The 22,585-nt window shown below is 44.3% G+C and carries 20 protein-coding genes and 1 pseudogene; 14 read left to right on the forward strand and 7 right to left on the reverse strand.

The window, feature by feature from the left end:
• Positions 1 to 56: 56 nt before the first annotated feature.
• The 7 genes from V7R39_RS11610 to V7R39_RS11640 all read left to right on the forward strand — a co-directional run bounded on the left by V7R39_RS11610 (position 57) and on the right by V7R39_RS11640 (position 8,510).
• Entirely contained in the window at positions 57 to 665 is a 609-nt protein-coding gene (locus V7R39_RS11610; RefSeq protein ID WP_334030816.1) for a Gfo/Idh/MocA family protein, read from the forward strand.
• Positions 666 to 860: 195 nt separating this feature from the next.
• The gene (locus tag V7R39_RS11615; protein WP_334030817.1) at positions 861 to 1,712 is read left to right on the forward strand and encodes a DeoR/GlpR family DNA-binding transcription regulator; all 852 of its coding nucleotides are present in this window, start codon (positions 861 to 863) and stop codon (positions 1,710 to 1,712) included.
• 2 nt (positions 1,713 to 1,714) lie between these two features.
• Positions 1,715 to 3,547: a glutamine--fructose-6-phosphate transaminase (isomerizing) gene (gene glmS / locus V7R39_RS11620; protein ID WP_334030819.1), complete on the forward strand. Its 1,833-nt coding sequence runs from the start codon at positions 1,715 to 1,717 to the stop codon at positions 3,545 to 3,547.
• A 30-nt stretch (positions 3,548 to 3,577) separates the two neighbouring features.
• Positions 3,578 to 4,234: a hypothetical protein gene (locus V7R39_RS11625; protein WP_334030820.1), complete on the forward strand. Its 657-nt coding sequence runs from the start codon at positions 3,578 to 3,580 to the stop codon at positions 4,232 to 4,234.
• 189 nt (positions 4,235 to 4,423) lie between these two features.
• Positions 4,424 to 5,437, forward strand: coding sequence for an ABC transporter substrate-binding protein (locus V7R39_RS11630; protein WP_334030821.1), 1,014 nt, complete (start codon positions 4,424 to 4,426; stop codon positions 5,435 to 5,437).
• A 19-nt stretch (positions 5,438 to 5,456) separates the two neighbouring features.
• Entirely contained in the window at positions 5,457 to 7,361 is a 1,905-nt protein-coding gene (locus V7R39_RS11635; RefSeq protein WP_334030822.1) for an ATP-binding protein, read from the forward strand.
• A gap of 84 nt (positions 7,362 to 7,445) precedes the next feature.
• Positions 7,446 to 8,510: a GGDEF domain-containing protein gene (locus tag V7R39_RS11640; RefSeq protein WP_438823538.1), complete on the forward strand. Its 1,065-nt coding sequence runs from the start codon at positions 7,446 to 7,448 to the stop codon at positions 8,508 to 8,510.
• 104 nt (positions 8,511 to 8,614) lie between these two features.
• Here the strand turns inward: V7R39_RS11640 and V7R39_RS11645 are convergent, their stop codons facing one another.
• A complete protein-coding gene (locus V7R39_RS11645) occupies positions 8,615 to 9,613 on the reverse strand; it encodes an NADP-dependent oxidoreductase (RefSeq protein WP_334030825.1) in 999 nt (332 codons plus the stop codon).
• Between the two features lie 380 nt (positions 9,614 to 9,993).
• Here V7R39_RS11645 and V7R39_RS11650 point away from each other — a divergent pair, with 380 nt between their 5' ends.
• Together V7R39_RS11650 and V7R39_RS11655 are read left to right on the forward strand one after the other, a co-directional pair.
• Positions 9,994 to 11,301 (forward strand): OmpP1/FadL family transporter, encoded by a 1,308-nt coding sequence (locus V7R39_RS11650; protein ID WP_334030827.1) that lies wholly within the window; start codon positions 9,994 to 9,996, stop codon positions 11,299 to 11,301.
• A 182-nt stretch (positions 11,302 to 11,483) separates the two neighbouring features.
• On the forward strand, positions 11,484 to 12,503 hold the full coding sequence (locus V7R39_RS11655; protein WP_334030828.1) for a 5'-methylthioadenosine/S-adenosylhomocysteine nucleosidase: 1,020 nt from the start codon (positions 11,484 to 11,486) through the stop codon (positions 12,501 to 12,503).
• Positions 12,504 to 12,577: 74 nt separating this feature from the next.
• Here V7R39_RS11655 and V7R39_RS11660 read toward each other — a convergent pair whose 3' ends face one another.
• Positions 12,578 to 13,021 carry a DUF2721 domain-containing protein gene (locus V7R39_RS11660; protein WP_334030829.1) on the reverse strand — a complete coding sequence of 148 codons (444 nt, stop codon included), beginning with the start codon at positions 13,019 to 13,021 and terminating at the stop codon, positions 12,578 to 12,580.
• Positions 13,022 to 13,397: 376 nt separating this feature from the next.
• Between V7R39_RS11660 and V7R39_RS11665 the strand changes: the two genes are divergently transcribed.
• Positions 13,398 to 15,491 (forward strand): TonB-dependent receptor, encoded by a 2,094-nt coding sequence (locus tag V7R39_RS11665; RefSeq protein ID WP_334030831.1) that lies wholly within the window; start codon positions 13,398 to 13,400, stop codon positions 15,489 to 15,491.
• Positions 15,492 to 15,839: 348 nt separating this feature from the next.
• Positions 15,840 to 17,143, forward strand: a pseudogene (locus V7R39_RS11670) (NAD(P)/FAD-dependent oxidoreductase).
• 117 nt (positions 17,144 to 17,260) lie between these two features.
• On the opposite strand, the gene V7R39_RS11675 reads toward V7R39_RS11670, so the two are convergent.
• On the reverse strand, positions 17,261 to 17,827 hold the full coding sequence (locus V7R39_RS11675; protein ID WP_287010367.1) for a YceI family protein: 567 nt from the start codon (positions 17,825 to 17,827) through the stop codon (positions 17,261 to 17,263).
• Positions 17,828 to 17,848: 21 nt separating this feature from the next.
• Positions 17,849 to 18,376, reverse strand: coding sequence for a cytochrome b (locus tag V7R39_RS11680; RefSeq protein ID WP_334030832.1), 528 nt, complete (start codon positions 18,374 to 18,376; stop codon positions 17,849 to 17,851).
• Positions 18,377 to 18,706: 330 nt separating this feature from the next.
• Between V7R39_RS11680 and V7R39_RS11685 the strand changes: the two genes are divergently transcribed.
• Entirely contained in the window at positions 18,707 to 19,141 is a 435-nt protein-coding gene (locus V7R39_RS11685; RefSeq protein ID WP_334030833.1) for a hypothetical protein, read from the forward strand.
• Here the strand turns inward: V7R39_RS11685 and V7R39_RS11690 are convergent.
• On the reverse strand, positions 19,128 to 20,078 hold the full coding sequence (locus tag V7R39_RS11690) for an alpha/beta fold hydrolase (RefSeq protein WP_334030834.1): 951 nt from the start codon (positions 20,076 to 20,078) through the stop codon (positions 19,128 to 19,130). The genes V7R39_RS11685 and V7R39_RS11690 overlap by 14 nt on opposite strands.
• Positions 20,079 to 20,281: 203 nt before the next feature.
• Between V7R39_RS11690 and arfB the strand changes: the two genes are divergently transcribed.
• Positions 20,282 to 20,698, forward strand: a complete 417-nt coding sequence (gene arfB / locus V7R39_RS11695) for an alternative ribosome rescue aminoacyl-tRNA hydrolase ArfB (RefSeq protein WP_032097666.1) — start codon at positions 20,282 to 20,284, stop codon at positions 20,696 to 20,698.
• Positions 20,699 to 20,824: 126 nt separating this feature from the next.
• Positions 20,825 to 21,556, forward strand: coding sequence for a SurA N-terminal domain-containing protein (locus V7R39_RS11700; RefSeq protein ID WP_334030835.1), 732 nt, complete (start codon positions 20,825 to 20,827; stop codon positions 21,554 to 21,556).
• A gap of 164 nt (positions 21,557 to 21,720) precedes the next feature.
• Here V7R39_RS11700 and V7R39_RS11705 read toward each other — a convergent pair whose 3' ends face one another.
• Both V7R39_RS11705 and V7R39_RS11710 read right to left on the reverse strand, forming a co-directional pair.
• Positions 21,721 to 21,912, reverse strand: coding sequence for a CsbD family protein (locus V7R39_RS11705; RefSeq protein ID WP_032097668.1), 192 nt, complete (start codon positions 21,910 to 21,912; stop codon positions 21,721 to 21,723).
• Between the two features lie 212 nt (positions 21,913 to 22,124).
• Positions 22,125 to 22,523 (reverse strand): siderophore-interacting protein, encoded by a 399-nt coding sequence (locus tag V7R39_RS11710; protein WP_334030836.1) that lies wholly within the window; start codon positions 22,521 to 22,523, stop codon positions 22,125 to 22,127.
• Positions 22,524 to 22,585: the final 62 nt, after the last annotated feature.

Here is a 22,585-nt window from a genome sequence, read left to right on the forward strand (position 1 = left end):
GTTGCTTTGATCACCACGCTATTAGTTGGGTTTGGTTTTCCGCTAACACGTTTCATATGCCCTTTCTTCAACACCTTTCTGACTTTGCAATTGAGGGCGTTGTGTCTTCAAAGCCGGGTGAGGTGAAAACTGCGCTTCCCAGCGCCGTGGTGTACTCCTCGTTAGAGGAAGCGCTAAACAGCAGGCAGTTTGATTTGGTGGTAATAACTACGCCTAATCATCTGCATGCGTCACAGTCCTTACTCGCACTTGAGCACAACAGTCATGTGTTAGTAGAGAAACCTTTTACCCTTAGCGTAACCGATGCAAAGCACCTAGTTGATGTGGCGCATGCGAAAAAGAAGCAATTATGCGTGTTTCACAATCGGCGTTTTGATGGCGATTTTCTCACCTTAAAGCAGCTTATTGAGCAAGGTAAGCTTGGTGATATTAAGCGCTTTGAAAGTCGCATCGACCGCTTTCGGCCTATTCCACGTAATCGATGGCGTGAAAACAAAGGCTCTGGCAGCGGGATATTTTGGGATTTAGGGCCCCACCTTATCGACCAAGCACTTGAGCTTTTCGGCAAGCCTACAGCGGTATCGGCCAGCGTTGTTGAAGTGATCAACATTATTGAAACAGCACTGAAAGCGAGTCAAGAAGAAAGAAAGTTGCTGTTAAATTAAGCAAAGCACTTGAACATGCTTTCATAATACCTTACGATTCTTTCAAATTGTAATCCATAGCTTTCGTTTTGAAAGTTATGGGCGTTTCTCATGTTTAAAATCGGTCTTTTTCAGGCACGGCAAATAAACTATGCCCCAACAAAGCCGCATACGAATGTGAAATCTGAAATGCCGTATTTAAAGAAGTAGTTCAAGTTGAAGAGCAGTCATTCGGTTGATGAGCGTCGCAAACGCATAGTGGAATGGGTTAATGACAATGGCCATACACGTGTAGAAACGCTAGCCAGCCAATTTAACGCATCTGAAGTTACGATAAGAAAAGACTTAACTGCATTAGCAGCACAAGGTGCGCTAATTAGGCAGTTTGGTGGCGCTGTGCCTGCTGTTTCATCACGTACTGCTAATAATAACTCTGCAGCAATGTCTTCTGTTACTTCTACTATCCCTGTGTCTTCGCCTACCTCTTTTGAAACAGAAGCATTGTCGCTAGCCGGTAGTGAGCTGTCGAACGCCATCGGACAATGCGCGGCCAATTTAGTCACGCCAGGTAGCAAGCTGGTGATTGACTGCGGTTCTACTACCTCTGCCATTTTACCTTATCTATCCGCTTTGGATGACCTAGTAGTAATGACGAATACGCTATCGACCGCCAACTATTTAACCCAGTGCGATACAGAGCCAACGGTGTTGATGGCTGGTGGTACATGGGATGCCCTGTCTCAGTCATTTCAGGGCTCTATGGCTGAACAGCTAGTTAGTGCCTATAGTTTTGATATTGCGTTCATTGGCGCCGCTGGTATTGATGTACAAAGAGGCACGACCACCTTTAATGAATTAACGGGAGTAACCCGAGCAATGGCCAATGCCGCTTCAAAAGTGGTGGTAATGGCCAGTGCAAAAAAACTACTGCATAAAATGCCTAACCTCGAGTTGGGCTGGAACAAAATTTCTGTGTTAATCACCGATGACACCATCAGTGATTCTGATAAAACGAATATTGAAAATAAGGGCGTGACGGTAATCGTCGCCACGCGTAATGGAGAATAAGCATGTGTGGAATTGTTGGCGCTGTTGCCGAACGTAATGTTGTTGAAATTCTGTTAGAAGGACTAAAGCGGCTTGAGTATCGCGGGTATGATTCGGCAGGCGTTGCGCTATTGCAAAGCGATGGAAACCTAACGCGAATTCGTCGAACCGGTAAAGTTCAAGAATTAGCTGACGCGGTAGCTAAAAGTGAAGCACTTGGCAGCACGGGTATTGCGCATACACGCTGGGCTACTCATGGTGGTGTGACAGAAGCGAACGCTCACCCTCACTTTTCTAGCGAACGGGTTGCTGTTGTGCATAACGGCATTATCGAAAACTACGTAAGCCTTCGCAATCAGTTAACCGAAAAGGGCTACCGCTTTACCAGCGATACCGACACAGAAACAATCGCTCACACGGTGCATGAAGAGCTAAAATCGGGTAAGAATCTATTAACTGCAGTACAAAGCGCGGTGAACACATTTCACGGTGCTTACGGCACTGTGATCATGGACAAAGAAGATCCTAGCCGCGTAGTAGTAGCGCGCTCGGGAAGCCCTCTTGTGATTGGGCTAGGCCTTGGTGAAAACTTTATTGCCTCTGATCAAATGGCCTTATTACCTGTTACTCGCCGCTTCATTTTCTTAGAAGAAGGTGATGTTGCTGAAATTACCCGCCGCACGGTAGATATTTTTGATAAGCATGGCGCGCCAGTAGAGCGTGAAGTGGTAGAGTCGAATATTGAGCACGATGCGGGTGATAAGGGCGGTTACCGTCACTACATGCTAAAAGAAATTCACGAGCAGCCTACCGTAGTGCGAAACGCGCTTCAGCAGCGTATTACCGAAACAGGGTTAGCGCCTGACGTATTTGGCGAAGGCGCTGATGCTATTTTCAAGCAAGTAAAACACGTTCAAATTATTGCCTGTGGTACGAGTTATCACGCTGGTATGACCGCGCGCTACTGGCTAGAACAATACGCGAACGTATCGTGTAATGTAGAAATTGCCTCAGAGTTTCGCTATCGCAAATCGGTAGTACACCCAAATAGTTTACTTATTACTATTTCTCAATCAGGCGAAACTGCCGATACCCTTGCAGCGCTGCGTTTAGCGAAAGAGTCGGGATATATGTCGAGCCTTACTATTTGTAATGTGCCTGGGTCGTCGCTAGTCCGTGAGTCTGACTTAGCCTTTATGACCCGCGCAGGTGCAGAAATAGGCGTGGCATCCACTAAAGCCTTCACCACCCAGCTAACAGCGTTTTTAATGTTAACCCTAGCTTTAGGTAAAGAAAACGGCATGTTAGAAAGCGATGAAAGCGGCATTGTTGCAGCCCTTCACAGCCTGCCTGCCAAGCTAGAAGAAACGCTGGCTATTACCAACGGCATTGAAGACTTAGCAGAAGAGTTTGCAGATAAAAACCACAGCCTATTCTTAGGCCGCGGTGACCAATACCCTATTGCAATGGAAGGGGCGTTAAAGCTTAAAGAAATTTCGTATATTCACGCAGAGGCTTATGCATCGGGTGAATTAAAACACGGTCCGCTTGCGCTCATTGACGACGAAATGCCGGTAATTGTGGTTGCACCAAACAATGAGTTGCTAGAGAAGCTTAAATCGAATGTAGAAGAGGTGCGTGCTCGCGGCGGTATCATGTATGTATTTGCCGATAAAGACGCTGCCTTTGAAGGTGATGAGTCTATGCGTGTAATTAATGTACCTCACTGCGACGGCCCAATAGCACCTATCATTTACACGCTGCCGTTACAGCTGCTTTCTTACTATGTTGCGTTAATAAAAGGCACAGATGTGGATCAGCCTCGTAATTTGGCAAAATCGGTTACGGTAGAGTAACGTTAACTAGAAGCGACTGAGGAAAACCATGTGTTGTACCACATCTTAGGTACTGTAAGCGCAGTTGCTTTTTTGCTGACCTGGTACGGGTTGGCAAAACAAATTATCAATGTAGAGAAGCTGCGCGAAAGCAATCAGTCTTCTACCCAAAGCTTGTCGACGAACCAGTTCGCTTCAAGCTTTTTTGCGTTTTATGCCAACTTTATTTTTGGTATCGCCATAGAGCCTTTTAGCCATTACTTGGTGTGGACTCGCTTTGGTGCGCTCCTTCTCATCCTAGTTATTTTGTTTCAACTTTGGCAAGACAGACGCTCTATACCCACTGGGCTCGTTCTAGGCCTATGCGCCACTGCAATGGTAATAGGTTTATGCTCAATGGGCTTTCGACCTTATCCCAGTGTGGCAAAGCTTGGGGCCAATAGCTTAATGCTAATTGTGACCGCGCTGCTGATACAAGGCACGCTTCATCAGTTAATAGTGGTAAGGCGAAGCAGAGTAATAGGTGCGCTATCGCCCGCGTTATTTCAAAGTATTTTGATAAAAGATGTAACGACATTAGCGTTCGCGCTAACCATGCCGATTGCCGCGGCATGGCCTCTCATTGTGCTTAATGGAGCTAGCGTAATAACTCGCGGTGGTTTGCTATTGCAAATGAAAATGGTGACAAAAAAGCAGGCATGTTCTTAAAAAAAGCAAGCATAGTAAAAAACAAACATAAAAAAATAACAGTCATAAACGATAACCTTAGCACACCTTAAAAGTAGCTAGCCCATATTGAGTCTTAAGATTGTAAATGGGTGAACTAAACCTATGAAAATCGCCCCAGAAACTTTATGATAAAGTTTATTGAGGCTGAATTTTCAAAGGTTAATTAAGATGGTAAGGGTACTTTGCCTTTTATTTGTTTTTGTGCCCATCGTTACCTTTTCTGCTTTAGCAAAAGAAAAGATAGATGTAGCTATGATAGAAACGCTTCCAGTAAACATTGTTACAGAATCTCGCATTGCATTTGAAGCCGAATTACAACGTTTGATGCCTGATAAAGATATTCGCTTTCGAGTTTACAATGCTGAGGGCTCGGTAGACCAAGCAAACATCCTTATCGCTGACATGTTAGCCGAATCGAAACCCGATCTTTTGGTGTCACTAGCTACTCTAGCTACACGTGCTGTATTTAATAATGACGATTTATTGTCAATTCCTAAGCTCTTTATGGTGGTGTCTGAACCTGTTACCGAAGGCATTGTTTCTGCTTTTGGCGCCACTAGCAAACGCAACATTACCGGTGAATCTCATGTTGTTAATGCCGAGGTGAAACTTGATATACTAGATGGCGTTTTACAGGCATCAGAGCCCGTAACAGCGCTAAAAATTGGTCTGATCCATACGTCATACCCTTCCTCATTTAATGCTGCCAGTGCCCTTATAGCGAGACAATCCGCTTACCAAAATATTCAGTTTATTCCTATTAAAACGCCCTATATTGCTAAAAAAGCGGGCTTAGCAGTGATGAAAGAAGACGTCATTAGCTTATTAAATTCACAGGAAACTGCCCTTGACGGGTACTGGCTATCGGCAGGGCCATTAATTGAAACGCCTAATCTAATTTCAGATATAGAAAAACAGACTGGACTTCTGCCCCTGTTTGCAGAGAGTGTTGCATCAGTTCAAGAAGGTGCGCTTATTGGCATTGTCTCTCAAGCTCAAGATATTGGCGTCTCTGCCGCTAGACAAGCTAAACGTATTTTAGCGCTAGGCTCTTCTGAAACCATTCCAATAGAACAAATTGAAAACTTTACCGTGGCGGTTAATGTAAGTACCGCTATTAAATTACAGCTTCCCATACCTTCTAATTATCTGAAACTTTCTGAGCAGCACGTTTATCAATAGGGTATGGACAAGAGTTAATATGCGAATAAAATCAAAATTACTAGCCATTTACATACCAATACTCTTTATTGGTATGGCGTTAACTGGTTATTGGGCCTATTTAATTGCTTACGAATCTGTGAGAGAGCGCGAATACCAGCTACTTACTCAAACGTTGGCTTTCAATGTGATGGAGATTGTAAAGGATCGCAGAGCGCTATTAATAGACTCAGGCCTTGAGAATGTCCCCGTGTTTAGAACGGCTTATCAGAAAGAAGTGTTTGAAGAGCTCGATGATTTATATACACGAACTGGGCGTCACTTCTTAATTAGCGACGACAGCACCCGGCAAACTCTTTACACAACTTTAAAAGATCAACGTATTCCAGATACCAGCAGTGCATCGGTTATTACTGTGAGCGATTTCAAATTGGCTTTTGGTGAGTCTCAGTTCGACGGCCAAGATATCTTATTTGCCTGCACTAAATTTTCCCCTTGGAATTGGAAGCTTACCGCAATTCAGCCTGCCGAAGCGCTGCAAGCATCGCTGTCGAAAATAGCATGGTTGACCATACTGGTGACAGTATTTGCCGTTACGCTAGTAAGCTTTGTATTGGGGAAAGTGACTCAATATTTTGTCATTGCGCCCGTCGAAAAAATAAGGGATGCCGCAAGCAGAATAGCGATTGATCACAAACAGGTAAATATTAACGTCAAGCAAAAAGACGAGCTAGGTAGCTTAGCTAGAGATGTAGAAGCGATGTCTGCGGAAATCGCTGATTATGTTGAACAGGCGCAGCAAGCCAATCGTGCAAAAACCGACTTTCTTGCGGTAATGAGCCATGAAATAAGAACGCCATTAAACGGTATACATGGCCTTGCGACGTTATTGCTAGACACTCCGCTTGACGACAAACAGCGAAAATACTCTGCCGATTTGAAAGCGTCGGCGTCTATTTTGGCGAACGTGATTAATGATGTATTGGACCTTTCAAAAATTGAGTCTGGAATGTCAGAATTAGACATGGCCGAGTTCGACCTTGCAGAGATGCTGAGCGACCTCATCACCTTACTTGGTACCAATGCCAGTGCAAATGGCTCACGATTGATTTACTCAAGTAAAAATCTCGATAATGTTGTAGTGACTAGCGACATTACTAAGCTGCGCCAAATTGTCATTAACCTAGTGAGCAATGCGATTAAGTTTACTCGCGAAGGCACGGTAACGATATCTGCAAAGCTACAAAAGCCTTCTGAAAAAGACACTCAAGATAATAAGCTTATTATATCGGTAAAAGACACTGGAATAGGCATAGAGCAAGACCGGTTAGCCCACATATTTGATAAATTTACCCAGTCAGATTCGTCTATCACTCGTCAGTATGGCGGCACCGGCTTAGGACTTTCCATCGCCAAACAGCTTTCTGAATTATTAGGCGGCGATATTAAGGTAATGAGTAAAGTGGGTGAGGGGTCAAACTTCTTGGTCACCGCCATGGTGAAAAGCCGCCTGAAGGTGGACATCATTGACAGCGGCTCAAATGCAAATGGCCACGGTGCAGCGCTACTTCGCAAAGGGATTAATGTACTTTTAGCCGAAGACAACGCGATTAACGCGGTCGTGGCAAAAGCCTTGTTAGAGCAGCTTAACTGCAGCGTTACTCACGTAGAAAACGGCATGTTTGCCGTTGATAGGGTGGAAGAAGGCGGTATCGACATGGTATTTATGGATGTTCATATGCCGGTGATGGACGGTATAGAAGCCACTCGCCGTATAAGAAAGCTATCGGGGCCGCTCAGTGAAATACCCATTGTGGGGTTAACTGCTGAAGCTTTTCAGGAACGACATATTGCGTTTAAAGAAGCGGGAATGAACGACATTGTTACTAAACCCATTACTATTGATGGCTTACGGAATAGTTTATTGAAGCTAAACCTATCATGATCTTAGGATGAATGGATGTTCTTGCGCTAGACTAATAGCTCTTATTATAAAAATGATCACATGTAAAACACGGAGGTGTTTTCCTTGCAGGTTAATACAGCAAAAGAGTTAGTTCGCCTTCGGATAGCCTTACTCATTGGGGCACTCATTGTTGCGTGTTTTATGGTTGCAGATTTTTTGCTGTTGCCAAGCGCTTTGCATCAAGTTTACCTCTACGACCGTCTATTTATTCAAATACCGATTATTCTTATCGCTATAGTACTTTCATTTTGGCGTCACTTTTCTCACTATCGAGCCTATATATTTACCACTGTACTCGTGGCGCTGACGTACTCTAATTACTGGGTAATTTGGGTTTGCTGGCAGGAATATCAATTTGCTTTTCCCTATGAGGGAACGATTTTATATGCGTTTTACTGTGTATTTGCTTTAGGCATTCCTTTTCGTTTTGCCATTACTAGTGCAGTAATAAATGTAATTGGCTTTATTGTTGTAATGTGGCTAGCACCCGCTTATGGCGATCGTATGCCTATTTCTGTTGGGTTTGTCGCTGCCTCTTTGTTTACGTGCTCCTACGCAAAATATCGCTTAGACAGAAGCCTAACGTTACTGAAAAAAACCAATGATCGCCTTACCAAGCTCAGTAAGTTCGACCCCTTATCAGATTTACTCAATAGGCGTGCTTTGCGCAATCAAAGCGAAAATCTGCTGGCCTATGCAAAGCGTCACAAAGTGTCATTGGCAGTTATCATGTTAGATTTAGATAATTTCAAAGCCTACAACGATCACTTTGGTCATCAGCAGGGCGATGAAGCGATACGTCAACAATCCTCTATATTGCGAGGCATATTTAAGCGTAAAACCGATATCATTGGCCGCTATGGTGGAGAGGAGTTTGTGGTTGTGCTTAGCGACGTTAATGAAGAGCAACTTAAGCAAAGTTGCCAAAAAATCTTGCAGGGCTGGGAGGAGACGAACCTAGCTCACGCACCAAATGCGTCACATCCATTTATAAGTTGCTCTGTCGGTGCAGTGATTACCGATACGCCTGGCGATGCATCAATAGATAGCCTTATTGATGTTGCAGATAAAGCGCTGTATAAAGCGAAAGATAAGGGTAAGGCCTGTTATGAACTTGCTGCGCTTTAATCGGTGAAGCTTGGCAAAGCACATCACAGTTTACGCCGTGTTAAAGGCCTCAAACCATGGTGTGTAGTGTACAGTGTTATTGATAAACGCAGACCATAAACGTTCTACAGTTTTACAATCATCTTGCCTGTATTTTTGCCTTCAAACAGCATGTTCAAACCTTTTTCGGCGTTTTCTAGTCCATCGATGGCGTGCGCGCGATACTTTATTTTGCCTTGCTGTACGTAAGGTGTGAGCTTTTCAAGCAGTTGAGGTAGTTCGCCCCAGTGATCGGGCATAGCAAAACCGCGAATGGTAATACGCTTTTTGATAAGTGGGATCCAATTTGGACCTAGTGAAGGTTGGTCAGCCTGGTAGTCAGCAATCATGCCACACACCACTATTCGCCCATGTGCATTCATTCTATTGAACACGTGGTGCTGAATAGGTCCACCTGTATTTTCAAAGTACACGTCAACCTTGTCAGGTGTTAGTTCAGCCAGCTTAGATTCAATATTATCAGTTTTATAGTTTATTGCGCCGTCAAAACCTAATTCGTTGACGATCCAATCCGCTTTTTCATCGCTTCCCACTACACCGATAACACGTAAGCCATCCGCTTTTGCTAACTGACCTACCATAGACCCTACCGAGCCCGCAGCGCCTGTGACTACAATAGTTTCACCTTCTTTCGGGTGGCCAAAGTTATACAAGCCTGTTGTTGCAGTCAGCCCTGGTAATGCAAATACACACAGTGCCATTTCTTCTGTTACACCAGACTGTAGCTTGTTAAACCCTGAGCCATCGCTTAATACGTATTCTTGCCAGCCAGTCATGCCCATTACTTTGTCGCCTACCGAGAAGTTAGGGTGTTTAGACTCTACTACTTCACCCACGCCGCTTGAGCGCATTACCTCGCCAAGCTCTACTGGTGGAATGTAACTCTCTCTATCCTCACTCATCCAGCCAAGCATTGCCGGGTCGAGAGACATGTGGGTCTGCTTTATCAGTATTTGCCCGTCTTTCACCTCTGGAATGTCTAATTCTTTGGTTTCAAAAAGATGTGGCCCTATTTTTTTGTCATCAGGACGCTGAACAAGTGATATTGATTTGTAGGTAGCCATGGTTACCTCCTTATAGTGTGAACCATCAGTTCCCTTAAGGAGAAACTGTTGTTCGGTTTTGGCATTTAAGAAGGGTGGGGGCTATTCATTCAAACACAAGCAGCAAAAATACGAATAATAAGCACAGGTGCAGGTCGATTTACATCCATTTAATTTAGCTGATAGAAGTGTGCAGAGCGCTTTAGTTATATTTCAGCGTTAACAAAAAGGGAGCTTTCTATTTACGTCCAGTTTTCATTTTGGGTTGTAAATTCGGCGAACGTGTCGTTAAAATTGTAAAAATGATGATAAAAGTGCGTGAATAGTATTTAGCTTTGTTGAACAAATGTGTTCCTGTACGTAGAATGCGCGCTGCAATTTTTTCTTCAAATGAGTATTTTATGAAGCAACAGCTCTCTCTTCGTGCCTCGGTATGCCTAGCGTTAACAACATTCGCTTCTTCTTCAGCTTTATCAGCTGGTTTTCAGGTTAACGAGCACAGTGCTAATGGTCTAGGTCGCGCAATGGCAGGCCAAGCCGCAACGCCCGAAAACGCCTCTATTTTAGCCACAAACCCTGCGGCAATTGGCGTGTTTACACAGTCACAATTTAGTAGCTCAATTAGCGTTATTGCACCAAGTGTCGATATTAGCGGTGATGTAAGCTACGCCGTCGGCGGACAGACCATTGGCACTGCTGATGCGTCGAATCAAGATATTGCCGATACCGCCATTGTCCCAAGTATTTTCTATACAACGCCTATCAACGATGAATGGGCTGCTGGCGTGGGCGTATTCACTACTTATGGGTTACGCTCTGACTATAACGATGACTTTGATGCACTGCACTTTGCCGATGCAGCAGAAGTGCGCTCAATTACCATTAACCCTGCCGTTTCCTACAAAGTGAATGAGCAGTTGATGGTAGGAGCGGGTATTAACGCAACTTTTGCAGATGCAGAAATAAGCTCAGCAATCTCTAATAGTTTAGCGCCAATACTGAGCAATGCACTGCAAACGCAAGTGCCTGCAACAACCTCTATTTTTAAGTTGGAAGGTGAAGATTGGGGCTTCGGATGGAATGTAGGTGCTTTTTGGCAGCCAACAGACATGACGAATATCGCGTTGTCTTATCGCGCTGAAACTGAATTAACGTTGAGTGGCGACGTAAGTTCACAAATTACGCCTTTGTTAAATCAACCTGGTAGCCTAGATTTGAATTTAGCAGCTATCACGGAGTTGGCAGTAAACCAAAAGCTAGACAATCAGTGGTCGGTACAGGCCAGTTTAACGTTCACCGACTGGAGCACCTTTGAAAAGCTAGAAGCTAATTTAAGCGATGGTTCTGACTTTTTGATCAAACAAGAAAACTTTGATGACTCGTTGCGCGCATCTGTTGGTGTTACGTATTTATTCAGCGATGAGCTTACCCTACGCGCAGGTTATGCCTACGACGATGGTGTGGTTACGATAGAAAACCGTTCACTTAGTATTCCAGATACCGATCGCCATTGGGTTTCAGGTGGCTTTACGTATGCGTTTAGTGAAAATACGTCGATTGATGGCGCCTATGTTTACATCAATGGTCGAGAAGCGAATATCAATAAAACGCGAGCGCTAAATGAGCAAGGCACATTAACGTCTACGTTTGTGGGCGCTCAATCTGCCACTGCGCATATTCTTAGCGTACAGGTTAACCACCGCTTCTAAGCGCCATTTTGTTTTCATGGTACACAAGTCGCAGCGAAACCTGCGGTTTGTGTGCTGTTTATTTATGTCCCGTTTGCTTACGTGAATTGAAAATGATTTAAATCGCCTGTTTGGAGGTTTTTTTAGCTTAATAAAGTGATAGGTTAAAGTATCTCAATCACTGATATCGACATAACCCTTTCATGAAAAAACACATCCTCGTACTTATTTTCACCTTTAGCTCGCTGTGGCTATCCGGCTGCACATCAACCATTGATATTGACACCTCAAGCACGACTGCCTATGGGCCTAAAGTGTTTGAATCGCCGTCATTCACCGCTATTACCGTGGCTTATGCCCCTGAGATGCAGGGGATTTTGAATCGTATTGAGCAAGATCCAAACGCAAATATTCACACCACAACGAATATCAAGGGGATAACGTATCGTTTAGGTACGTATCACGACCAGCCTATACTTGTGTTTGCCACGGGTATGAGTATTGCCAATGCGGCGTTGTCTATGCAAATGGCGCTAGACTATTTCCCCGTAAAACAGGTGGTGTTCATGGGAATTGCCGGAGCAGTTAACCCAAAGTGGCAACCCGGGGATGTCATTGTGCCGGCACGTTGGTATTACCATGACGAGAGCGTATATACCAATGAAGACCCCAGTGCACCGGGCGAGTATATTCTTCCCGAGTATTATGAGGCATTTGTGAAAAAGCAAGAGGCACGTCGGGTTAATGATCCACATTTACCTCATTATAAGCCATTTCAGTTTATTCACCCCGATGAGGTGCTTATTGTAAAAGAAGGCATGGACGAACCGATGGATACGGCCTATTTTAGCGCAACTGAGCGCTTACTCAACGCTGCACAGGCTGCCATGGCAACCATGCCAACACAGCGCGTGCTAGACGACCGTGATGCTACTCTTTTCGTGGGAGGGAACGGTGTTACGGGCTCGGTATTTTTAGACAATCGAGAGTACAGAAAATGGACGCGGGACGTGTTTAGTGCAGAAGTCACCGAAATGGAATCAGCGGCTATTGGCCAAGTGTGCACTATCAATGATGTGGACTGGGTGATTATTCGCGCCATCAGCGATTTAGCCGGTGGGCAAGAAGGTGTTAATGTGGAAAGTAAATACGATACAGAAGTGTCGCGAATTGGGGCAAATGTGCTTTTTTCTGTGTTAGACGAGCTATCGAAAGGCCAATAATATTTCACTGCTAGAGCGCTTTAAGAGCAAGCGCGCTCTAGCAAAGTAAGTATTGGTTTAGCTATGATGGGCCATCAGCGAATAGTTCGCACCATGTTGATGGTAGTGGTGGCCAATTTAACTTCGATTAAAAACACGATTAGCGCAATTATCAAAAAGATCATGGCAAGAATAAAAAGCACTATCACCGGTGTTTTTAAATCGACTACCCACAGCGAGCCTGCAAATAAAGCCATGATGACAGAGCACACGAGAAGGCCCGAGGTAACGCAAAGGCCGATGGCCCAATTGATCACTTTTACTCTTCTCCACAGTACTTTAATCTCGCGCTTAGACCTATCTACAATATGCGGGTCGGATAGCGTATGAATTTGTCTTTCTGCAACACGAACCCTATCTGAAATTCGCCCTAGCCGAGAAGACATTACGTTTAAAAAGCCTGCAATTCCCGTGAGTAAAAAAACGGGGGCAACTGCGAACTCTATGAGTTGGGAGAGACTTGGGATTAGCGTGTTCAATACATTCTTCCTACATAGCTATTGCTGATTGAATTGTGAAAATACATGCTCATCGTACTTAAACGTGTGTGAAAGCCAGATCTGTCTTACTTTTATGAGCGTTTAACGTAATGGTTTTATTGTAATGACAACAATACCGTATAGTAACGCTATCATGCGGTTTAGATTTTTATTTATGCATCCGTATTCTTGCATCAGTATAACTGCACGGCAGGTTTATCGAGATTGGCTGAATGCGCTTGCGAAAAGTAGGCGTTTATCAAAAAAATAGCAAAGTTCAGTGCGCCTTAACATCTGAAAAAACTATTGCGAGCAAACGCGACTGCAAAAAGTCACCGCAAACTAGAGCACGCCCTTATTATTCAAAGGATTATTAATGACGTTTAAGCCGTTATTTTCATTGTCGTACATCACACTTTCCCTTACCACACTGTCGCTAACCGCCGTTCCATTAACTGTTTCAGCTGCAGAAAATAGCGACAATATTGAGCGTATCGAAACCACTTCGTCGCGTATTGCGGGTAACGAAAACAATGTTGGCTATATCGTCTCCTCAATCACTGAAGACACTTTAGATCTGTTATCTTTCCAACATATTCAGGAATCCCTTAATTACATAGCCGGGGCTGGCGTACAGCGAGGCAATGGCCAAGAGTATTTACCCGCATTGCGCTCTCCTGTACTTACCGGCGCTGGTGCCTGCGGCGGAATTCTAGCGGCAGAAGACGGGATCCCCTTACGTGCTGCTGGCTTTTGTAATATCAACGAGCTCTTTGAGGCCCATGGCGAAATGGCTCAGCATATTGATGTAATAAAAGGGCCGGCCTCTGCGCTGTATGGTTCCAATGCGATTCACGGCGTAATTAACGTTGTGACGCCTGATACCACCAGAGGGGGCGGAGTTGTAGGCTTTGACTATGGCTCCTACGGATTTCATCGCGTTAAATTAAGGCAAGGTAAAGACTTCGGTGATAGCGGAATAGGCATAAATGCTAGCATCACCAGAGATACGGGTTATCGAAACGATGAGGGCGTTGATCAAGAAAAAGTGAATATTCGCCATAGAGCTGATTTCAACAATGTGTCGATAACAAGCGGTGTAACGTACACCAATCTCGATCAGGAAACGGCAGGCTATATAACCGGTTTTGAAAGCTATAAAGATAAGCAGGTAGCGCAGAGTAATCCAAACCCAGAAGCGTTTAGAAAGGCGAGAAGCTTACGCATTTGGAGCAAAGTTGATTGGCTATTTGATAACAACAGTGCACTGTCAATTACGCCTTACGTGCGCGATCAGTCTATGGACTTTAGAATGCATTTTCTGCCGGGTAAACCACTTGAGCAAAACGCGCAAGAAGGCGTAGGTGTGCTAACGCAATACAATTACATTATGAGCCCTTCGTTAAATATTGATGTTGGTTTAGATGCTGAATATACCCAAGGTGAACTCATTCAATCGCAAGATAGTGAAACTGTAGGCTCGGCGTTTCTCGTTGAAACTGTCCCCCAAGGGAAGCATTACGATTACAACGTGGACGCAACGCTGTTAGCGCCGTTTTTTGCCGTTAATTTGCAGCAAGGCGCATGGGATATTTCCATTGGCGGTCGATTCGAGAGTATGCGATACGACTACACCAATAATATGAATGTGGGGAGACTGACAGAGGACGGTTCTGAGTGCGGATTTGGTGGATGTCGCTATAGTCGGCCTGAAAGCGGCAAAAACGACTTTGATAACTTTAGCCCAAAACTGTCGATGCAATACGCTTTATCTGACACCACACGTTTTTATGGCGGCATAGCCAAAGGTTATCGAGCCCCTCAAGCCACAGAGCTTTACCGCTTACAACGAGCGCAACAAGTGACTGATTTAGACGCGGTGGACGCCACCAACATAGAAGTTGGTATACGGGGCGAACTGGCTGACGGCAGCTATGTACTGTCTCTATATAGCTTAGAGAAAGACAACGTAATTTATCGCGATAGCGATTTCTTTAACGTTAGCAACGGAGAAACCTGGCACAGAGGCGTTGAGCTTACTTTTAATTATGCTATCAACTCCCGCTTAAGGATCGATTTTGCGGGCTCCTATTCTGCGCATACCTATGAGCACGACCAGCTATCTGGAGAGGTCAATATTAAAGGCAACGATATGGATACTGCGCCAGACTGGCTTACAAACACTCGACTGCAATATTCGCTAACCGACGCCATAGAAACACAGCTAGAGTGGCAACATGTTGCGAGCTATTTTACTGACCCAGAAAATGCCAATGAATATGAAGGCCACAATCTATTTCATGCGCGGGCAAGTTATGCCGTGTCTGACAATATGACGTTATATGCCCGCATTAATAACCTGCTTGATGAAACCTATGCTGAACGAGCGGATTTTACCTCGTTCACCGGTGCACGTTACTTTCCAGGGCGCCCACGTAACTTTATGCTAAGCGCCACATTTACGATGTAAGGCTATTATTCAAAGTAGTTCATTTAGTAGCTAAATACGGCTTCTAAATACAGTGATTAAGTGCGGTTGCTATGTAAGGTTGCTATGCGAGATGATCAGAACGGGTGACTAGACCGGGTTACTAGAGATAGCTGTCCAAAAAGGGCTACTAAGAAAAGTATTTGTTCTTATAAAGAATGTACACTTTCTTGTAACGACCGCGCACTCAACGGGCTAACCAACATCACTTGTAGGCACAACGTGATAGGGGTAGTCTGTAGATGTGCTGCTTGCGCCAGATAAGTCACGCCACCTATAAAGTATTGCATCAGTGTTTATAGGTGGAATGATTTTTATAGGTAAACACGCATGCAGAAAATAGTCTTAGTGGGAGGCGGCGCAGGTGGACTTGAATTAGCCAGTCGTTTAAGTCGCAAACTGGGCAGCAAAAATAAAGCTGATATTACGCTAGTAGATAGAAGCAGAACCCATGTCTGGAAGCCGCTGCTACATGAAGTGGCCGCAGGTGTTATTGATAAGCACTCTGACGGGGTAGATTACGCCATTCACGCAGCATCACATCATTATCGCTTCCAGCTTGGAGAAATGTGCTCAATAGATGCCGCGGCAAAAACACTCACACTCTCACCCCTCATAGATGAAGAGGGGCATGAAGTCCTTCCCAAGCGCCAAGTTGAATATGATCAGCTAGTAATGGCTATTGGTAGCGTAAGCAATGACTTTGGTACGCCAGGTGTGGCAAAACACTGCTATCTGCTTGATTCTTTGGCGCAAGCCGAGCGCTTTCATCGCGCCCTGTTAAATCAACTTATTCGCATTAACCAGCAAGAAGTTTCGAATTTAGATAAAAACGCGCATATTAACGTTGCCATTGTGGGCGCTGGTGCTACAGGCACAGAGCTAGCGGCGCAGCTTCACCATATGGCCAATCTGTCAAAGGCCTACGGCATGCCGGACATGTCCGCTTCGAGACTTAAGATTACTATTATCGAGGCTGGAGAACGCATACTTCCCGCACTGCCGACGCGCATTGCCAATACGGCTCGTGAGGCATTAAACGACTTAGGCGTTGTTATTGAAGAACAAACAACGGTAGCAGAGGCAGATTGCGATGGGCTTATCACCAAAGACGGTTCCCGTATCGACGCGAATTTAATGGTGTGGGCGGCAGGGGTTAAAGCGCCGGATTTTGTTACCAGCATAGGGCTGTTTGAAACCAATAAAGCGAATCAAATTCTTGTTGATGAGCAGCTTCGAAGCACCACAGAAAAAACGATTTGGGTGCTGGGAGATTGCTGTGGTTTTAAGCAGGATAACGGAAAGTGGGTTCCGCCTCGGGCGCAGTCTGCGCACCAGATGGCAGATATTGTAGCTCATAATATTTGTGCCGTAGTTAATAGCAAAACAACAAAACCTTTTGTTTATCAGGACTACGGTTCGCTAGTGCATTTGAGTAAATACAGCACGGTGGGCAGTTTGATGGGCTCGTTGTCAAACGGCAGTATGTTTATAAAGGCCGATTGGCTAAGCTAGTGTATGTGTCGCTGTATAATATGCACCAGTTTGCCGTTCACGGAAAGGTGAAAGGGGTGCTCAAGCTGTTAGTTAAAAAATTAAGCCACGCCATGAGCCCAAAACTTAAGCTTCATTAAGGCTTTATCTTTCTCAAATAACAGAAAGCCCGCATACCGGCTGTTGCTACAGCATCAAACCGGTACGCGGGCTGTTTATTCTGCTTGTTGCTCACTTATCGCAAGCTTACTTTGTGCTTATTGCTTAACGCCTTCCACGTGCAGCTCTAGTTCTACAGTTTGTGACGCTGGACCTAGGTCGTAATCAATACCGAAGTCTTTCAGTGCAATAACCGTCGTTCCCATGAACCCAGCGCGATAGCCGCCCCACGGATCTTTACCTTCGCCAATCTTTTTCGCATTAATAGTAATAGGTTTAGTGACACCATGAAACGTAAAGTCGCCCATCACGTCCATCATACCGTCGCCTTTTTCAACAATTTTAGTGCTTACAAATTTTGCTGAAGGGTATTCATCAACGTCCAAAAAGTCGTCGCCTTTTAAATGCTTGTCTCGTTCAGCGTGATTTGAATCGATGCTGTCGGTGGTAATGTTTACCATTATATTCGCATCACTTGGCTTTTCGTCATCATAGCTAAAGGTACCTTCAAAGTCATTGAAGCGACCGGTAAGCCATGAATAGCCTAAATGCTGAATTTTAAAGTTGATTGACGCGTGTGCGCCCTTGCTATCGATTACGTAATCAGCTGCTTGAACAGAGCTCATCGATAATGCGGCTGCTAGTGCCAGTGTTAACTTCTTCATAGTATCTCCTTTCGTTGAATTTTAGCGAAGCCGTAACATCTGCTTCAGCGTGTCGTCTTTATTGAAAAAATGGTGTTTCAGCGCTGCTACTGCGTGCAGTGAGGCAGTAACAATCAGTGTCCATGCTAAATAGAAATGGACGTCGCCCGCGATATCCTCTTGGTTCTCAATGAGTTCACCAAGAGCAGGCACTGCAAACCAGTTAAAAACGTCGATGGCTCGCCCGTCTGCAGTTGAAATTAGGTAGCCAGAGGTGAACATACTTAACAGCAGCGCATACAAAAAAAGATGCCCGGCTTTACTTGCGCGCTTTTCAAACCGATTGCCATGTGCAGCTGGTCGAGTGCTAACTAGGCGAAATACTATACGGGCTAGAGTTAACGCTAAAAGAATGAGGCCTGCGCTTTTGTGCCAGTGGGGCGCTGTTTTGTACCAGTCGCTATAGTAGGTAAGGTCGACCATCCACAGCCCAGACGCGAACATGCCAGCCACTGCCAATGCGGTAACCCAGTGGATAAGTAAAATAATTCGCGGCCATCTCGTGTTCATAGTGCGTCCATCTATCAATTTGAATACAGCATATAGTCTAAGCCTAAGAATGAAAATTTCTAAAAATTCGACAGTTCGTTCTTTTTTTTAGAATTTAATCTGACTAACGACTCGCCAGTCGCGACTTAACCAATCATGTCACTGCTAAGCGGTTAAAAAGCGACTCTGAAAAAGAAGTCTTTAGATATAAGACTGTTTAAACGTCACTCGTGTTAATAAAGTTTAATAATGGGCAGATGTTTATATACGCAATCTGGCTCGATTTTGGCAGCACTGCTGGGGAATAACGAAGATTAGAACACTAATGCCGATTAGAAGTGAGGTAAGAACATGAGCAAAACGCCGCTCCCCACTAATGTGGTGACAAAAGCGTTCACGTGGGCAACTCAAGAACTAGGCCTAGATGTTACGCAGGTTTCTGAAATACTGGGAATTTCTACGCAAACCCTGGCAAAGAATACCTTGAATGGATTCGAAAACAGCGCACCAGCTTACAGAAAGCAGCTGTCATTTATCCGTATGTATTATTTACTCAGTGCCATGTCAAAAGGAAACACTGAACAAATACACTCATGGTTTTACAGTTATAATATGGCGTTTGGATCAACTCCATCGGATACGTGTTCGCAATATGACGGACTAGAGCGTATATCCGACTACCTTCGTTCGTTAAAGCAAAGCGATGCGGAAGAGCAATTTTCGCCCATTTTATCAAAACATAAACAGGGTGATGGCTCGGCGCTGCAAAAAACTACGATGCACTAATATTTTGCGCATGCTTGTCGTTAATAGTAAAAATAAAGTCAGCGCAACGCTGAGGCTGCGTTACGGGGATCATATGCCCTGCGTCTCCAATTATTTCTGATACAGAACCTGCGATAGTGCTTTTTACCGGGTGTATATGCATGTCAGGCGCTAAGATAGCGTCTTGTTCGCCATATAACACGCCAACGGGGCAGGTTATGTTAGCGTAAGCTGAGTGCTGACGACCTAAGCTACCTTGCGCTGCCACAGTATCGCGGCTCCCCTCGTAAAAAGACTTTGAATGCAGAGCCAGCGCTCCACCTCCATGTTTTGCAAAACTTTTTGGGACTGCTTCAGGGTGAAAAATCTGCGATATTTGTTTGCTGCCAAATTTTACTCTAAATGGGCTAGCGATAGTTTTAGATATGCTTTTACGTAGAAAGTTATTAGGAATGTAAAGAATGGAAAGCGGACCTGCGCCTTTGAGTAACTTTGTGGTAAGTGGACACAGCAGCGATACAGCATTAATGCGCTCTGAGGCATCAATCGCCATGCGCAGTGCAATTCCGCCACCCATAGAGTGACCAACAAGATAGGCATTATCAATACCGACTTTGTCCATCCATTCACGTATCATGCTGCTTTGCTTTTCAAATGACGCTGATGTGGACTTTGCGCGGATAGAAAACCCATTTCCTGGCCTATCAATACTGTAAACGGTGTAGCGAGTTGCTAATATTGATGCGAGCTTCGAGAAATTAGCACTATTGCCTAACAGACCATGAATAAGTACCAGCGCGGGACCACTTCCCTGCATTTGCCAGTGAATTGTGCCACCCTCTACGGGAGTCAGCTTGCCTGTTGCAAAGAAATTTTGTTCAATTTTTTTATCAATGCTAGTGGTGAACCAAACAAGTAGGGCAAGAATAAAAACAATAATAAGCAACGCAATGAACATAAGTGTTCCAACATAAAATAGAGAAATAAACGTATAGGTTTCTTGAAACAGCGTCAATAACGTAATCGCGTGTTCGTGTGAAAGGACATAGCGTTTGAGAAATGTATGGTTTGAGAAATGCGTATTGATGAAAAAAAGAAAGCGGCTAAACGCTCATTACAAATAACGTTAAGAAGCCCGCTAAGTAGGTTATAGGAAGGTCAATGGAACGGAAAATAACGTCGTCAATATCAATTGATGAAAGCGAAATAGAGATGCAGGCTATTCGTGCACAAGGCGCGGGTGGTCAAAATGTGAATAAAGTAAGCAGTGCTATTCATTTGCGCTTTGATATACGGGCATCATCGCTGCCGGATGCTCTTAAAGAGTCTTTGCTGTCTGCAAAAGACAAGCGAATCACTACCGACGGCGTTCTTGTATTGAAGGCACAAAATTACAGAACGCAGGAACAAAATAGAGAAGATGCGATTACTCGACTGATAGGGTGGATAAAAGCAGCGACGATTAAGCAAAAACCAAGAAAGCCCACGCGAGTGAGCCGCGCCGCGAAAGCGCGAAGAGTCGACGCAAAAAAATTACGAGGTGCGAAAAAATCTTTGCGTGGAAAAGTGGAAGTTTAGGAGTAAATAAACTAAAGTATAAGCCTCAAAATTTGTCATTCCGCAAGACAACGGAAAATTCTAATAAATATAACTAGATGTGTCTTGTGTGCTGGGGTGTAGTGCCTAACAGCGCATCTAATCGATGTGTGCTCACTCTCAATATCGGAAATTAGGAAAGCAGAAAAAGTGACTCGTTCAGAAGTTATCCCAATGGTGCTGTTTGCAGCTATCGTTTTTTGTCTTGGCATGAATACTCCCCAAGCAGCAAATGAAATCATTGCACGACTATTTAATCAATCAATCACAAATAGTGAGCTGCAGCCTTCTGAGGCAGACGTAGAGCGTTTCCAATCGATGCTAACGGACAAGTCTGAAAAGGAAGTACGCCACCTACTTGCCCAGCGTGCTTTAGGTAGCAAGATCACTGAATCGGTTTTAGCTGATTTTGCACAGAAAAATGAAATTACCCCAGAAGACAGTGAAATTCAGTCTGCCTATTCCGTCATAAAGCTGTGGACTGTCGATTTAGACAATGCAGGGGAGTACCCTGAAGAAGAGCTTGAGCGTTACCGTATGGCCCTAGCGCAAAGCATGGCTAAAAGCTGGAAAGTGTCTAAAGCACTTTACGAGGCTTATGGCGGTGATGTTGTTTTTCAGCAAGATAATCCGCTCACTCCCGTTGGCGCATACCAGCAGCTTTTTGAGCAATACCGCGAGAAAGGTGAGTTCGTTATCTACGACCCGATATTTAAAGCGGCATTTTGGAGTTCGGTTCGCATGAAATACGCGAAGACGCAAGATCCAGACAATATCGACTTTTCTTTTCCGTGGTGGGAAAGAGGCATGAGCGCCTCTGAAGACGGTAAAAACAAATAAAAGACCCACCTTTTCATCAATGCTATGTGAAATACAATGTGTGAAAAGGTGGATGCGTAGATTAATTGCCAAATTTCTCACTAATCTACATAGCCATCTAATTAAGATGACTATTAATTCAGGTAGCTAACTAGTTCAGGTAGCTAACTAGTTCAGGTAGCTAACTAGTTTAAATAGCTATCGACTTCGCGCTCTGCTTCATCGCGATTTTTGCCGTATGCCTGCTGAACCTTACCAATTAATTCTTCTCTGCGGCCATCAATTTTATCTAGGTCGTCGTCGGTAAGTTTGCCCCATTTCTGCTGCACTTTACCTTTCATTTCCTTCCAATTACCTTCGATACGATCACTGTTCATAATGTTTTCTCCTTGTCATAATGAATAAAAAGCATTTGTTGGCCTTTGGAGTCGACCTGAGATGCTTACTCAATAATAAAGGTGCAATTCACAGTCCAATATGTAAGTTTCTGAAATTGTTGACTATTGTTAGCTTTGGGTTAAGTGTCGCACTCTATTTCGTGCAGTAATTACAAGCGCCTGAAAATTCTGCATGAACAGCGAGTGCTCGCTTACCCTGCTTTTAAACTATTTACAAACGCTTCGCCTAAACTATTAATAAACGCTTCGCTTAAACTATTAATAAACGCTTCGCTATCTTGCCGCTTTTCTTTTTTGTGCTGATCTTCACTACGGCCTTTTTTCCAGTAGCTGCTGATATAAAGCTGTTCGTGAGGCAGTTTTTTCTCGTCTTTCAGCCAGCGTCTTATATTTCGCATATCGCTGAATTCACAGGCTATCCATACTGCAGGTAAGCCTTCGTACCACGAAAGCGAAGCCACAACTTCAGGCAAAGTTGCTTTTGTTTCCCATATAATTTCAACGGCATCGGGTTTATGTATGTTGACGGAAATGTACGAAGCGCTTCGCCGCCCAAATGAATTCGTTGGACAGAAGGGGAAATACGGCATGTTTTGGTGACTTCTGCAAAATGCGAACGATAAACCCGATTTAATTCGACTTTTTAAAAAGC

It is taken from the genome of Alteromonas sp. P256, from assembly GCF_036864455.1.
Lineage (GTDB): Bacteria > Pseudomonadota > Gammaproteobacteria > Enterobacterales > Alteromonadaceae > Alteromonas.